Source organism: Hypericibacter terrae (assembly GCF_008728855.1).
Classification (GTDB): Bacteria; Pseudomonadota; Alphaproteobacteria; order Dongiales; family Dongiaceae; genus Hypericibacter; species Hypericibacter terrae.
In genome coordinates, this window is sequence record NZ_CP042906.1 from 3,687,207 (window position 1) to 3,700,108 (window position 12,902).

At 64.5% G+C, this 12,902-nt stretch carries 13 protein-coding genes; 6 read left to right on the plus strand and 7 right to left on the minus strand.

Annotated elements, in window-relative coordinates; translation table 11 throughout:
* Nucleotides 1-7: 7 nt before the first annotated feature.
* The gene (locus FRZ44_RS16785; RefSeq protein WP_151178267.1) at nt 8-940 is read left to right on the plus strand and encodes a YihY/virulence factor BrkB family protein; all 933 of its coding nucleotides are present in this window, start codon (nt 8-10) and stop codon (nt 938-940) included.
* A 50-nt stretch (nt 941-990) separates the two neighbouring features.
* Nucleotides 991-1,434 (plus strand): VOC family protein, encoded by a 444-nt coding sequence (locus FRZ44_RS16790; protein ID WP_151178268.1) that lies wholly within the window; start codon nt 991-993, stop codon nt 1,432-1,434.
* Nucleotides 1,435-1,545: 111 nt separating this feature from the next.
* On the opposite strand, the gene FRZ44_RS16795 is transcribed toward FRZ44_RS16790, so the two are convergent.
* Nucleotides 1,546-2,961, minus strand: coding sequence for a ribonuclease J (locus FRZ44_RS16795; RefSeq protein ID WP_191908141.1), 1,416 nt, complete (start codon nt 2,959-2,961; stop codon nt 1,546-1,548).
* A gap of 601 nt (nt 2,962-3,562) precedes the next feature.
* On the opposite strand from FRZ44_RS16795, the gene FRZ44_RS16800 reads away from it, so the two are divergent.
* Entirely contained in the window at nt 3,563-4,180 is a 618-nt protein-coding gene (locus FRZ44_RS16800; protein WP_151178270.1) for a hypothetical protein, read from the plus strand.
* 126 nt (nt 4,181-4,306) lie between these two features.
* Here the strand turns inward: FRZ44_RS16800 and ppk2 are convergent, their stop codons facing one another.
* The 4 genes from ppk2 to FRZ44_RS16820 form a co-directional block, all read right to left on the minus strand.
* Nucleotides 4,307-5,248 (minus strand): polyphosphate kinase 2, encoded by a 942-nt coding sequence (ppk2, locus tag FRZ44_RS16805; RefSeq protein WP_151178271.1) that lies wholly within the window; start codon nt 5,246-5,248, stop codon nt 4,307-4,309.
* A 427-nt stretch (nt 5,249-5,675) separates the two neighbouring features.
* Nucleotides 5,676-6,308, minus strand: coding sequence for a hypothetical protein (locus FRZ44_RS16810; RefSeq protein ID WP_151178272.1), 633 nt, complete (start codon nt 6,306-6,308; stop codon nt 5,676-5,678).
* Between the two features lie 129 nt (nt 6,309-6,437).
* Nucleotides 6,438-6,914: a response regulator gene (locus tag FRZ44_RS27055; protein WP_191908142.1), complete on the minus strand. Its 477-nt coding sequence runs from the start codon at nt 6,912-6,914 to the stop codon at nt 6,438-6,440.
* A 439-nt stretch (nt 6,915-7,353) separates the two neighbouring features.
* Entirely contained in the window at nt 7,354-8,535 is a 1,182-nt protein-coding gene (locus FRZ44_RS16820) for a hypothetical protein (RefSeq protein ID WP_151178274.1), read from the minus strand.
* 175 nt (nt 8,536-8,710) lie between these two features.
* Between FRZ44_RS16820 and FRZ44_RS16825 the strand changes: the two genes are divergently transcribed.
* Entirely contained in the window at nt 8,711-9,367 is a 657-nt protein-coding gene (locus FRZ44_RS16825; RefSeq protein WP_151178275.1) for a DUF2726 domain-containing protein, read from the plus strand.
* Nucleotides 9,368-9,531: 164 nt separating this feature from the next.
* Here the strand turns inward: FRZ44_RS16825 and FRZ44_RS16830 are convergent, their stop codons facing one another.
* Together FRZ44_RS16830 and FRZ44_RS16835 are read right to left on the minus strand one after the other, a co-directional pair.
* Nucleotides 9,532-10,683, minus strand: a complete 1,152-nt coding sequence (locus FRZ44_RS16830; protein ID WP_151178276.1) for a hypothetical protein — start codon at nt 10,681-10,683, stop codon at nt 9,532-9,534.
* A 9-nt stretch (nt 10,684-10,692) separates the two neighbouring features.
* Complete coding sequence (locus FRZ44_RS16835; protein WP_151178277.1) at nt 10,693-11,799, minus strand: Fic family protein; 1,107 nt, start codon at nt 11,797-11,799, stop codon at nt 10,693-10,695.
* A gap of 215 nt (nt 11,800-12,014) precedes the next feature.
* Between FRZ44_RS16835 and FRZ44_RS16840 the strand changes: the two genes are divergently transcribed.
* Together FRZ44_RS16840 and FRZ44_RS16845 are read left to right on the plus strand one after the other, a co-directional pair.
* Nucleotides 12,015-12,599, plus strand: a complete 585-nt coding sequence (locus FRZ44_RS16840) for a T4SS efffector SepA family protein (RefSeq protein WP_151178278.1) — start codon at nt 12,015-12,017, stop codon at nt 12,597-12,599.
* Nucleotides 12,596-12,892 (plus strand): hypothetical protein, encoded by a 297-nt coding sequence (locus FRZ44_RS16845; protein WP_151178279.1) that lies wholly within the window; start codon nt 12,596-12,598, stop codon nt 12,890-12,892. Before FRZ44_RS16840 ends, FRZ44_RS16845 begins: the two co-directional genes overlap by 4 nt.
* Nucleotides 12,893-12,902: the final 10 nt, after the last annotated feature.

The following is a 12,902-nucleotide window of genomic DNA, read 5'->3' on the forward strand; positions in this document are numbered from 1 at the left end:
GAGGCCCATGACCGTCGCGGCCCGGCACATCTGGCGCATCCTCAGGTCGGCCACGGTCGGCTGGCACGAAGACCGCTGCCCCTCCATGGGGGCCGCCGTCGCCTATTACACGGCGTTCGCGCTGGTTCCGCTCCTGATCCTCGCCATCGGCGTCGCCGGCCTCTTCTTCAGCCGCGAAGCCGCCCAGGGGGCCATCCTCGCGGAGGTGAACGGCCTGATCGGGCAAAGCGCCGCCGCGGCCCTGCAGGCCCTGATCATGAGCGCCAGCGGGACGCGATCCGGCATCCTGACGGCGCTGATCGGGTTCGTCGCGCTGATCTTCGCCGCCACGGGAGCCGTCGGGGAGATCCAATCCGCGCTCAATGTCATCTGGAAGACGCCGCCGCTGAAGGACCGCGCGATCATGGTCCTGGTCCGCCGGCGGCTGCTCAGCCTGGCGCTGATCGCGGTGATGGGCTTTCTGCTGATGGCATCGCTGGCGGTGAGCGCGGTCCTCGCGGCCTCGAGCGCCTATCTCGCCAGCGTCTTTCCGATGCTGGACGCCCTGCTATGGGTCTTGAGCTTCGTCTTCTCGCTGATCGTGATGACGCTGCTCTTCGCCATGGTCTTCAAGATCCTGCCGGACGCGCCCATCGCCTGGCGCGATGTCTGGATCGGCGCGATAACGACGGCCTTGCTCTTCACCGTGGGCAAGTTCGTCATCGGCGTCTATATCGGCACCAGCAATTTCGCCGCGAGCTACGGCGCGGCGGGGGCCTTCGTCGTCATCCTGCTCTGGGTCAATTATACCGCGCAGATCCTGCTGTTCGGCGCCGAGATCACGCGCGCCCAGGCCGAGCATCTGGACGAGTGGCGTGCGCGCAAGGGCGCCCGGCCGCATCGTCCGGAAGGCTCGGGCGAGGAGATCCCGGCGCGCGCCAACCGGCCGCCGGGCCCGTGAGATTTCCCCCGGATTCGAGGCAGACGCCGTTCCTGCATTGCTTCTTTGAGATGGGCGACGGCGGTCGCCTCGCCTTCTTCCAGTTCCTCCCCGGGGCCACGGGGCCCGCGACCAACCTGCCGCCGGACGGGATCGACCATCATGTCGCGATGGCGGTGTCCGATTTCGACGACATCGCGACCTTGAAGACGCGATTCGACGTGCCGGAAATCGGGAATTGCGGCATCGATCACGGATTCTGCTATTCGCTCTATGTGCGCGGCTCGGACCGCATGCTGGTCGAGTTCGCCAGCGATGCGGAGAACGAGCTCGAGATCAACGAGGCGGCGGCCGCGGCCGCGCATGACGAGCTCGCGAAATGGAGCCGCAAGGACTATGCGGTCAACAATCTCAAGCGGGGCAGCCGGCGCTTCGCGCTGCCGACCTCGCCTCTCGATGAGATCCTCCAGGTGATCCGCGGCGATCGCGTGAAGCAGCCCCTCGGACGTCCGTGATCGTCCCGCGCCGGGGCGCTTTGCCATACCCGACCCGTCCGAAGGCTGCCGGGGTGTCCATCGGGAGAACCGGTGGACACCCTATCTTTCTGTCGGGGAAGGGCCCGAAGCCTAAGCGGCGCGTCGTGCGCCCGAGCGGGCGCTTCGGCTCCGTCGCCGCACCACGATCACCGGTGCCTTGACGACCGGCGCCGCAGGGATCGTCGCCATCATCCCGACGCGTCCCTCGAAGGGCACCAGTTTCTCGCCCGAGGATTCCAGCGCCGCCAGATGGCGGATGCGGATCTTCGTGACCCGCTCGACGCCGTCGCGCGAGACGCGCAGCAGGTCGCCTTCCTCCGTCAGCGTGGCCGTGCGGGCACCGCATTCCTGCGCCAGCGCCCCATGCGCGACGAGGTGATCCGCCTCGCCGTGAACGGGGATCGCGAATTGCGGGCGGATCAGCTCATACATGGTCTTGAGCTCGCCGCGCGAGGCATGGCCGGTGACATGAAGCGGCTTCTCGTCATCGAGGCCCATCAGCACCTCGACATGGCGCGCCCGGAACAGCTTCATCACCTCTTCGATCGCGGCCTCGTTGCCGGGAATGGCCCGGGCCGAGTGGATGACCGTATCGCCGGGACCGATCTCCGGCAGGCGCCAGCTTTCGCCGCGCGCCAGCTTGGCGAGGGCCGCGCGCTCCTCGCCCTGCGTGCCGGTGCAGACCAGCAGGATCTCATGCGGATCGAGACCCTTGAGATGGCGGCTGTCCGAGAGGATCGTGTGGCGATGGTCGAGCAGCCCGACCTCGGTTCCCGCCGCCTCCGCCTTCTCCAGCGAGCGGCCGGCGAGCGCCACCTTGCGGCCCGACATCTTGGCGGCATGGCAGATCGCCGTCAGCCGCGCCAGGTTGGTCGCGAAGCAAGAGATCGCGATCTTGCCGCGGCGCGTCCGGAACACCTCCGCCAGATTGGCCGCCACCTCGGATTCCGAGCTGATGCCGGCATCGCGCTCGGCATTGGTACTGTCGCAGAGCATGGCCAGCACGCCCCGGTCGCCGACGCGCCTCAGCCGCGCGAAGTCGGTCGGGTCGCCGAGCAGGGGATCGGGATCGAACTTCCAGTCGCCGGTGTGGAAGATCCGGCCGGCCCTGGTCTCGATCGCCATGGCGACGCATTCCGGCACCGAATGGGTGATGGGCACCGTCTCGATCGAGAAGGGCCCGACCTTGAAGCTGTCGCCGGGCTTGAAGATCTTGAATCTGGCTTTGCCTTGCGCGCCCTTCTCGGCCAGGCGGCCTTTGAGCAGCGTGGCGGCGAAGGGGGTCGCGAAGATCGGGCAGTCGATCCGCGGCCAGAGATGGTGGATGGCGCCGATATGGTCTTCATGCGCATGGGTGACAAGCAGGCCATCGAGGCGCGGCAGGACATCGCGCAGGGAGCGCGGGTCCGGCATGAAGGCGCCATTCTCGTCGGGACTCTTGACGAAGGCCGACCCCGCATCGACCAGGATCCAGCGGCCGGCATGGCCATAGAGGGTCCAGTTCATGCCGATACGGCCGACCCCGCCCACGGGACAGACGAGAATGCTGTCGTCCGTCGGCAGCGGAAACTTCTGCGGCAGAGGGGATTCTTTGAGAGGAGTCGGGGTCGAACCCCGGTTTTTCGTGACGTCGGTTCTTGAAGATCGCCGATCGTCCGAGGCGCCGATTTTGCGGGCGCCCGTGTTTTTACGTTGCATCTGCTCGTCGATATAGCGGTTAAGTGCCTGGAATTCAAGCCCTGCGGCCCCCGGAGCTGCCGGGTTTCAGGCAGAAACGCGCCTGCAAGAGGCCCCTAAGGACCGCGTTTCGCTAAGAAAAAGCGGAACCGGGCCGTGTTTTGTGGCGTTTTGCCGCAAAGAACGCGTGTGACGGCTTCATTTTACGGGCACACTCGGTCCCGCTGATGACTGGCCTCAGATCTCCAGCAGCGTTGGCTCGATCCACAAGACCCCCAAAAGGCGCGACCGGCGATGCGATTCCAGACCCTGCCCAACGACTGTCGCCCCGAATGATTGCGGGCGCCCGGCCACTCACCGCCTCACCCCCCTCGAGATCACAGAAAGTATCCCGGCGTTCGGCTTAGCCCAGACGACGGATCATTCATCGATGAAGTTGTTCCGATGGGCGCTCGTCGCAGCGTCCCTTTCTGCCCTCAGCCTGCTCGTCCTGTGGACTCCAGCGCCGGCCCTGGCCGACGACAGCTGGTGGAAGTCGGGCTGGGCCGTCACCGGTTTCGGCGGCGTCCTCACCACGAACATGTCGAGCGACCTCTGGCTCAGGGGCCAGGTCGACTTCTCCGAGGACATCCTCTTCGGCGTCGGCCTGTCGAAGGTCTTGTACACCACCGGCGAGGATTTCAATTTCGAGTTCGAGCAGCAGGCGGTGAAGCATTTCCAGGGCCAGGACAATTGGGAGTTCAACAGCGTCCTGCTGCTGCGCTGGAACACCTTTCCCTGGGACTCCTTCATCGACACCTCGATCGCCGTCGGCGACGGCATCTCGGTCGCGTCCGAGACGCCGAAGCTCGAAGCCCAGCGCTACGGCTATGCCGAGGCCAGCGCCGTCCTGAATTTCGTCATGGCAGAGTTCACCTTCGCGCTGCCCTCGGCGCCGAATCCGGCGCTGGTGATGCGCATGCAGCACCGCTCCGGCGCCTTCGGCCTCATCAACGACACCTACGACGCCTCGACCGATTTCGTCTGGGGCTTGAAATACCGCTTCTAGCCGTGCCTGCGCGCCGCCGACCGTGAAAGCCGCCGCGTCGGGGGCGAGGAAAACGAGAGAGCGGCCTCCGGCCTTCAGGGCTCCCGCCCGATCCTGCCGGCGCCGTGACGTCGGAAGCGGCCGGCCTCAATAGACCGACGGGACATGCATCTCCTTCGGCACCGGCCCGCGGTGATAGTCGGGATTGCGGACCCGTTCCGGCAGGACGACCGGCGCATGCCGGACCTCGCCATAGGGGATCAGGCTCAGCAGGTGATGGATGCAGTTGAGGCGCGCGCGCTTCTTGTCGACCGCCTCGACCACCCACCAGGGGGCCTCGGGGATGTGGGTGCGCTCCAGCATCGCCTCCTTGGCCTTGGTGTATTGCTCCCAGCGCCGGCGCGATTCCAGATCCATGGGCGAGAGCTTCCACTGCTTGATCGGATCCTGGATACGCATCTGGAAGCGCAGATGCTGCTCCTCGTCGGTGATCGAGAACCAGTATTTGGCCAGGACGATGCCGGAGCGGATCAGCATCTTCTCGAACTCGGGCACGGTCCGGAAGAACTCCTCGACGTCGTTCTCGTCGCAGAAGCCCATCACCCGCTCGACGCCGGCGCGGTTGTACCAGCTGCGGTCGAACAGCACGATCTCGCCGCCGGCCGGCAGATGCGAGACATAGCGCTGGAAATACCACTGGCTGCGCTCGCGCTCGTTGGGCGCGGGCAAAGCCGCCACGCGGCAGACGCGCGGATTGAGGCGCTGGGTGATGCGCTTGATGACGCCGCCCTTGCCGGCCGCGTCGCGGCCCTCGAACAGCACGACGAGCTTCAGTTTCTGGTCCTGGACCCAGTCCTGCAGCTTCACCAGCTCGCTCTGGAGCCGGAACAGCTCCTTGAAATAGAGATGACGGTCGAGATCCGCGCCGTCGGCGCCGTTCGGTTCCGCACCCTCCGAGATGCCCTTCAGCAGCCGGTCCAGCCGGCCGTCGTCGAGCTCCATCTGCAGCTCTTCGTCGAAGCTGTCGTCGATCTCGTCCCGGATCCGCCGCCGCATCCCCTCGCCGTTCCCGGTTCCGTCCTGGCCCATCGTTCCCGCTCTCCCTCGCCCGACATGACGTCCCGCGCCCGGCCGCCGCCGGGCCGGGACGCCATCATGAAGGCGCCACATTGTCGATTGATGACAGCGCCGGCGCCGTGTTTCCGGATGCCCCCCGCGCATCCCACGGCTGTCCGGCTGACGACACTCGAGAAGAATCCCGTTGCCTCGCCTTCTTCCCTTCTCCCCTTGAGGGCAGGGCTATCGCATATGGCGAGCCGAGTGAGTTCCCTCCCCCAACTTTTGGGGGAGCGTTGGGGAGGGGGCTGCTCGGTGTCGGCCCCTTCGCATCCCGACGAGATCGTGGACCGAGTCATCCCCCTCCCTGCCCTCCCCCAAAAGTTGGGGGAGGGGAGAAGAGAGCAACAGGCAAGCTCGAAGAGACGGCGATCGGACGGCCCTGCGCCCATCTCGGGCGTCACTGGGCAGCGGGGATGCTCGGCGTGAAGGTCCAGGTCCAGCCGCCGCTCTTGCGGGTCATGAAGGTCTTGTCCGGGGAGACCCGGAGGTCGTCGGAATCGGGCAGCGGCATGCCCATCATGACCGGCGACGGGATGACGAAATCCTCGGGCCGGACCTTGCGGCTGCCCGGCACGGTGATGCGGCTGGCGGTGCAGTCCTGCGCGACCTCGACATCGGGATAGATCGTGAGCACCTCGAACTCGAGCGCCCCGCCCAGCCCCTCCTTGATCCCCTGCAGCTCGTAATGCTCGTACTCGCCCTTGAGCACCGGCGCCAGGCAGGAGGGCTCGAAGTCATGGAGATTGGCAACCGCGGATTTCGCGTTCTGGAAAGTCGGCGTCCCCACCAGCTTCGCCTCGGACAGCTTCCAGGTCAGGTCGATCACCACCTGGTCGGTCACATCGGCGCGCCCCGACCCGTTGCTGGCGATAGTGGTCTCGCCCTGGTAGTCGCCGACGATGTGGTACTGCACGACATCGGCGCTGCCCCAGCGCATCATGACGTCCATATCCATCTGCTGGGCGGTCGCCGGCACCGCCGAGAATGCCGTCAGGAAACCGAGCGCAATCGTCAGGCGGAGTGGCCGCATGGAGTCCTCATGAAAGAGCATCGAAGTGGGGAAAGCGGTCCCGGGCGCGATGACCCAGGTCATGGCCGCCATGAGGACTGTATGTCAAATGAGTAGAGATTGCTGCCGAAGATCGGGCCGCGGCCGGCCTCAGGTGAATTGCAGGCCGATCAGCGTCTCGATCTTGGCCCGGAGGGCCGGCGAGGAGATCGGCTTGTGGGCGATATCGGCCGCCCCCACCTGGCGCACGACATCGAGCAGGAGCTCGTTGCGCTCGGCGGTCAGGATCAGCACCGGGATATGGCGCTGGCGCAGATCGGCATCGCCGCGCAGCCGGTTGAGGAACCCGAGCCCGTCCATCCCCGCCATCACCAGGTCGCAGATGATGAGGTCGATCCAGGGCGTCTTGGGATCGGTCAGGAGATCGAGCGCCTGCTGCCCGTCCTCGGCCTCGAGCGTCTTGTGCATATGGATGGTGGCCAGCAGTTGCCTGACGATGCGGCGCATCGAGCGCTGGTCGTCGACGATCAGAGTGGTGAGCGCTTCCTGGGTGCGGCCGCGGGTCGGGACCTCGTCGAAGACGGGGGCGGCGGCGGGGCCGGGGGTCGGCGTGACGGTCGCTGGCATGTCGATACCGCAATTGAAATCGTCTCTCGATGAGACCTCTCGATTTTTAGGAATGCCCGCGGCGAATACAATTGAATCTTGTTGAGGAAAAATTCGCTCGAATTGGAGCGATCCGGACAGTCGCATGACGTCGTGAGGAAAATGCCGCAGCCCTCGCGGGTTGGAAGATTGTTGCGGCGCAAGGCCTTCGATGCTGCAGCGCGAGCGCTGCGACATCTGGGCACGGGCTATGATCGAACGATAACGGGATGAGAAAACCACGGCCCCTCCCCTTGCGGGAGGGGCGGCGAGCGTAGCGAGCAGGGAGGGGATGCCGGGTGCCAGCGAACCATGAGCCGTTTGAGCTTTCTGGGCAGGAGACATCGTCTACTGCCCCTCCCCCTACCCCCTCCCGCAAGGGGAGGGGGCTTGGAGTCTTTTTTCGCCCGCCGGCGGTGACTCAGTTATGCGTGAGCCAGTCCGGCAGCCGCATGCCCCAGGCACCCCAGCCCTGGTCGAAGTTGTGACGGCGCTCCTCGAGCTGCTGCGAGGAATTGTTGAGGACGCTGTATTGGAGGACGAAGGCCTCGAACTCCTGCGGCACGTTGTCGGCGTTGGTGGGCGTCGGGATCAGGCCGCGGCGCTCGACGCAGTGCGAGAGATAGCCCGCGATGTAGTCGATGGCGAGCGTGTCCTCCCAGGAGGAGCGCGTCTGGCCGTAGCGGCGTTGCTCGAGCGACAGCACATGCTCGGCCATGCCGCCCCCGAGCGCGAAGGCCCGCTGGCGGGGCGGCAAAGTCTCCAGCGCGCCGACATCGAAGGAGACGGTGCGGCTCGGGGAATCGTAGCCGATGAGGCCACGGCCGGGCGCGACCTTCGGGCTCTGGTAGTAGCCGAGCCCGCCCTTGCGCTTCAGGCAGTCATCCATGGCGGCCAGGATCCTGCGGATATCGGCGGTGAATTTGCCGGTGGGATCGGGGTCGGTGTCGGAGCGGTAGATCGACTTGCTGCCGTCGGGCGGCTGGTTGCTGGCGGTGTCGTAGCTGTCGCTCCCGCCATTGCCGCCGTTCGACGGGCCGTTATTGCCGGTGTTGTAACTGTCGCTGCCGCCACCGCCCGAGCCGCCGCCGGTCATGTGCGAGCAGTAGGTCTTGTTCCACCAGGCCTGCTGCTCGGCCGTCCATTCGGACAAGGCAGGGCAGCCGATGTTGGGGTCGCTGTCGTCGCTCTGCGTGTCGTACTGGTCGCTGACGGCCGGATCCTGCCTGGCCTCGGCGAGGACCTTCTTGTTGATCCAGCAGAGTGCCGTCTCGTTGAGGGCGCAGCGATCGGCGGCGCAACGCAGCAGGATGTCGGGGTGGCGCTGATAGAGATCGTCCTTCAGCGCCGACAGTTTGATGCGCACCGGCGGGCCGCCATAGATGCGGTCATATTTCGAGGTGTCCTCGCAAGGCCCGCCCTCCTCGCCGCCCGGAATATCGCCGGTCGAGAAGCTGTCGCCGCCGCTGGAGGCGCCGGGATCGCCCTGGGTCTGGTACTCGTCCTGGTAGACGCCGGAGCTGTTCTGGGCGTGGCCGTCCGAGGCGGCGAACGCGAGGCAGAGCAGCGCCGCGCCGAGAGCCGCGAGCCAAGGTGCGGCCACGCCCTTCGGCAATCGACGCCGTCGGCGATGATGACGATCCTGCTGCAAACCCGCCCCCTCAGAGCCGGCCCCCGCTGGGCAGGATTTTCCTCCTGTTTGCGCCAGACTGTCCAGCCGTCGAAGGGGCGGAGCAGTCGTTAACGAATCGAAAATATCGAAGCGTTAATTTCCCGGAATGCCGCCCGAGATCGACGCGCTCATCGCAAAGCCCCATCTGCTCATGGTCGTTCTGTTCGTCGGTGCCATCATCGGCATGGCCGTTGAACAGTTCTCGTCCAAGAAGCGTCGACAGGCGTGGCGCGAACGGAACCGTTGGCGCTGGGAGAACAAGGGCCGCGGAGCCCAGATTGCTGCCGGACCGTGGCTGCCGATGCAGGATCCGCTACCTTCGAAACAGCCCGACGCAGCCGACCAATTACGGATCGTCATGGGCGCGAACTTCTCGGCTCAGCCGCTTCTCAACAAGAGTGAAGCGCGGGTGTTCAAGGAACTGGACCGCATGGTCATTGCCTGCAACTCGACATGGCAGGTGATGGCCCAAGTTTCGCTCGGCGAAATCCTCCGCTGCAAGGATGCCGACGCCTATCGCTGCATCAACTCGAAACGAGTCGATCTACTGCTGGTGGATGGCGACTGCGAACCTCGGCACGCCATCGAATACCAGGGCGGGGCGCACCACCAGGGCACCGCTGCCGCGCGCGACGCAGTCAAGAAAGAAGCGCTGCGGCGCGCGGGCATCGGCTATCACGAGGTTGTGGCTGGCCAGACTACCCCGGCTGACCTCAAGCGGCTGGTCGAGAAATTGATCGTCGGTTCGACGTCAGCCAAATAGCGCCGATCGCTACCGGATGGACGAGACGCGAGGCGGCTCGGTGAGTGCCACGCGGCGAAGCGAGTAGAGCCCGGTCCGGCGTAACCGGGCGCGCCACAGTGCTCTACCGCAAGAAACTCAATCGCCGCCTGCGGAGTCTTTGGCCGACTCGAGAAGGAAGTTGGCTAGTAAGTTACGAGTCCGATCGCGCGGAAGAAATCTGCCGGACCGATCACCGATCCGTCGCGCAACACGCTTACGCCGCTATAAATGAAGGGAAGGTCAGGCAGCGTGCGGATGTCAGCGACAGCGGAGTGCCCGGCGCGCGCCACCTGTGTGAGCGTCCGAAAGATGCCCTCTTCTACGCCGAAGTACGTCGCGCCCGGGAGATCGAGCCGCAACGGATGGGTTCTGATGACGTAGCCCCCTTCTGCTTCAACGAAGTCTGGATTCTGCCGCTCCTTGGCGTAAATCCCGCCGACGAACCGCTTTCCCGCGAGCGGCCCAAAGCGGAATTCCCAAACGAACGCAGGAAACTGAATCTCCTCGGGGACCGTAAAGTCTCCCGCCAGAGCTGCGGCGAGGATCGGTTGCGAGAGCTTGGCCGTTATCTCGGCGTAATGCCGCATAATGATCACATCCCCGAGCGATGAGTCTTCTCCGAGCATGATGTTGCCTGGCGACATCGGATCTTCCGCGAATAGCTTCGATTGCACGCGCGCGCCGTCGGATTCTGCGGCGAGCCGGACAGCGACTATGTGGCCTTTGACGGATCGCAGATTGCCGGTGCCATCCTTGACCACTACCCGCTCGAATTGCTTGCGCCACGATGAGAACGCAGCGTTCTTGAAGGAAACCGATTCACGTCGGCACTTTGCCTCGGCGAGGAAAACCCTCGTGCGCGTTTCGGCACAGAAATAATCGGGTGTATCGCCCTTTGCGATCCGCTCGATCCGGTGTCCGGAGAATGTGGTCACCGGTTTGTCGAGCAGCGTGTGCATGTGCGCGAAGTAGGTGATGTTCAGATGCGTGTAGAGAAACCACCGGCAGAAAGCCTGCCCGAGATCGTTCGAGCGCGAAATACGAAACGCGAGCGACGTGCCGATGCCATCGCCTTTTAATCGAAGGTGCGAGTCCACGCAGAAGAAACTCAGGTGCTCGAAGTGTGCAGGATCGGGATCAGGCGGAGCGTGGCCGCGCGTGTCCAGGTAATAATGGTGAAACAGTGCGGCCATACCGACGGGTATATCGATGGCGGCGGTTCCGGATGATCGGTTCTGAAGAGAATACGGGATTGGTGCATACTTATTGAGTGCGAGCTTGATAATCTTTTCCATACTGTTCTGTCACGCAACATCGACCAGCGAATAGCTGGTGCTGCGCCCTCCTCCTTCGTCCTTCACCAGTATCCCGCGCTCCAGCAGATCGGTAATGTCGCGCAGTGCCGTGTCCGGCGAGCACTTCTCGATCTTTGCCCATTTCGATGATGTGAGCTTGCCCTCGAATCCGTTGAGCAGCCAGTTCAGCATGTCGCGCTGGCGCTCATTCAGGGGATCGCCGGCATGTTTGTCCCAGAAGCGCGCCTTCTTCAGCACGCCCGCAAGAATGCCTTCCGCGCCGTCGAACGCCCGCGACAGGCACGCAAGAAACCACATCAGCCACTCGGTGATGTCGAGCTCACCCTTCTGAGTCCTTTCGAGAATGTCGTAGTACGCTTTGCGCTCCTGCCGGATTTGCGCGGACATGCTGTAAAAGCGCTGCGGGCTCTGCTCCGAGCGCGCAAGCTGCAAGTCGGCGATGGCGCGCGCGATGCGCCCGTTGCCGTCATCGAACGGGTGAATGGTCACAAACCATAAGTGCGCAATGCCTGCCTTGAGGACGGGATCGATGCTCTGCTCGTCCTTGAACCATTTCAAGAACGCCTGCATGTCGCCAGCAACGCGCGCCGCCCTCGGCGCTTCATAGTGCACGTGTTCGCGCCCCACAGGCCCCGAGATCACCTGCATCGGCCCCGACTTGTCATCGCGCCACGCGCCGACCGTGATCCGGTGCATCCCGCTACGCCCTGTCGGGAACAGCGCCGCATGCCAGCCGAACAGCCGCTCATCGGTGAGCTCCTCGCTGTACTTCTGGGTCGCATCGAGCATCATCTCGACGACGCCCTCCACGTCGCGATCCGCCGGAACCAGCCCGCCGATATCCATGCCCAGACGCCGGGCGATGGAAGAGCGCACCTGGTCGCGGTCGAGGATTTCACCCTCGATCTCGCTGGACTTCATGACTTCCTCGGTCATGGTCTGGAGCGTTGCCTCGCTACGCAGGTCGAAGCCGAGCCCCTCCATGCGCCCGATCAGCCGCCCCTGACGGTGCCGCACGGCGGCAAGCGGCTCCGCCAGGACCTTGTGGTCCCAGCTTAACTCCGGCCAGTCCGGCAGTTCATGGATATAGGACATGATCTCCGCGCCTTCTGCGGTGATTATGCCCTCTATTCTCCGCACCGGTCAAGGACAATCTCCGCGCATCATGCGGAGATTATCACTACTATTCCCCGCAGATTTAGCGTGGGCGAGGAAATTGGGCGACTCCCGGCCTCTCAGCGCCGTTCTTGACTTACCATCCTTATTTTCGTATTCAATCGTAAATACGTATTTCCGCATAGGAGACCAAAATGCCTCAGATTACGATCGACAGCACGACATACGAGCGGCTTCAGCGCCACGCCAAGCCGTTCGTCGATACCCCGGACACGGTGATCAACCTTGCCCTCGACGCGCTCGATCGGTTGTCCGCACGCCCTGCCGCTTCAAGCGGCGCGGCAGCCGAGTCCGAGCGGCGGATCGACCCGCGCCTCCTACCCAGTCTGACACACACGAAGGTGCTGGATGCATCGATTGGCGGAGAGCTGATCCCGAAGGCGAACTGGAATTTGCTGCTGGATGAAATTCTGCGCCGCGCGATGAAACGCCTCGGCCGTTTTGAGGACCTGCGCAAACTCTGCCCCGTGAACATGGTCAAGGGGCGCAAGGAGGATGAAGGCTACAGCTACCTTCCCGACATCGATCTGTCGGTGCAGGGCCAGGACGCGAACGCAGCCTGCCGGACGGTGGTGACGGCGGCGCAGGGGCTCGGGATCGCGCTCGATATCGGTTTCATGTGGCGTCCCAAGGAAGGGGCGACGCACCCCGGCGAACGGGCGCGGATCCGGATTTCGCCTCAGGCCGGGGCCGCTCCCGAGAGACAGACGGCGGCATGATCGATATCACTCAGACCGTCGGGATATTGGCGTATGGCTCGCTGATCGACGACCCCGGCGAGGAAATAGCCGGCGCCATCATCCGCATGACGGCAGACATTCTCACGCCCTTCAGCATTGAATTCGCGCGGCGGAGCCGAAGCCGCGGCGGCGCGTGCCAGACGGCGGCAGTCCCGTCCTGGGCCGGGTTGGAGTCCGCGTTTGGCCACGTATGTAGCGCCGCCCCCGGTCGCGAGGGATATGATGTTTCATCTGCCTGGGGTCTCTGCGTCTTCTTACCTGGCAATGGATAAGTCGCTAGCG

What these genes read in the sequence shown, in the direction of transcription:
- FRZ44_RS16790 (WP_151178268.1), top strand. Translation starts at nt 991, where the DNA reads ATGGGCGACGGCGGTCGCCTCGCCTTCTTCCAGTTCCTCCCCGGGGCC.
- FRZ44_RS27055 (WP_191908142.1), bottom strand. Translation starts at nt 6,914, where the DNA reads ATGCCAGCGACCGTCACGCCGACCCCCGGCCCCGCCGCCGCCCCCGTC.
- FRZ44_RS16810 (WP_151178272.1), bottom strand. Translation starts at nt 6,308, where the DNA reads ATGCGGCCACTCCGCCTGACGATTGCGCTCGGTTTCCTGACGGCATTC.
- FRZ44_RS16845 (WP_151178279.1), top strand. Translation starts at nt 12,596, where the DNA reads ATGATCGATATCACTCAGACCGTCGGGATATTGGCGTATGGCTCGCTG.
- FRZ44_RS16795 (WP_191908141.1), bottom strand. Translation starts at nt 2,961, where the DNA reads ATGAACTGGACCCTCTATGGCCATGCCGGCCGCTGGATCCTGGTCGAT.
- FRZ44_RS16825 (WP_151178275.1), top strand. Translation starts at nt 8,711, where the DNA reads ATGCCGCCCGAGATCGACGCGCTCATCGCAAAGCCCCATCTGCTCATG.
- FRZ44_RS16840 (WP_151178278.1), top strand. Translation starts at nt 12,015, where the DNA reads ATGCCTCAGATTACGATCGACAGCACGACATACGAGCGGCTTCAGCGC.
- FRZ44_RS16830 (WP_151178276.1), bottom strand. Translation starts at nt 10,683, where the DNA reads ATGGAAAAGATTATCAAGCTCGCACTCAATAAGTATGCACCAATCCCG.
- ppk2 (WP_151178271.1), bottom strand. Translation starts at nt 5,248, where the DNA reads ATGGGCCAGGACGGAACCGGGAACGGCGAGGGGATGCGGCGGCGGATC.
- FRZ44_RS16785 (WP_151178267.1), top strand. Translation starts at nt 8, where the DNA reads ATGACCGTCGCGGCCCGGCACATCTGGCGCATCCTCAGGTCGGCCACG.
- FRZ44_RS16800 (WP_151178270.1), top strand. Translation starts at nt 3,563, where the DNA reads ATGAAGTTGTTCCGATGGGCGCTCGTCGCAGCGTCCCTTTCTGCCCTC.
- FRZ44_RS16835 (WP_151178277.1), bottom strand. Translation starts at nt 11,799, where the DNA reads ATGTCCTATATCCATGAACTGCCGGACTGGCCGGAGTTAAGCTGGGAC.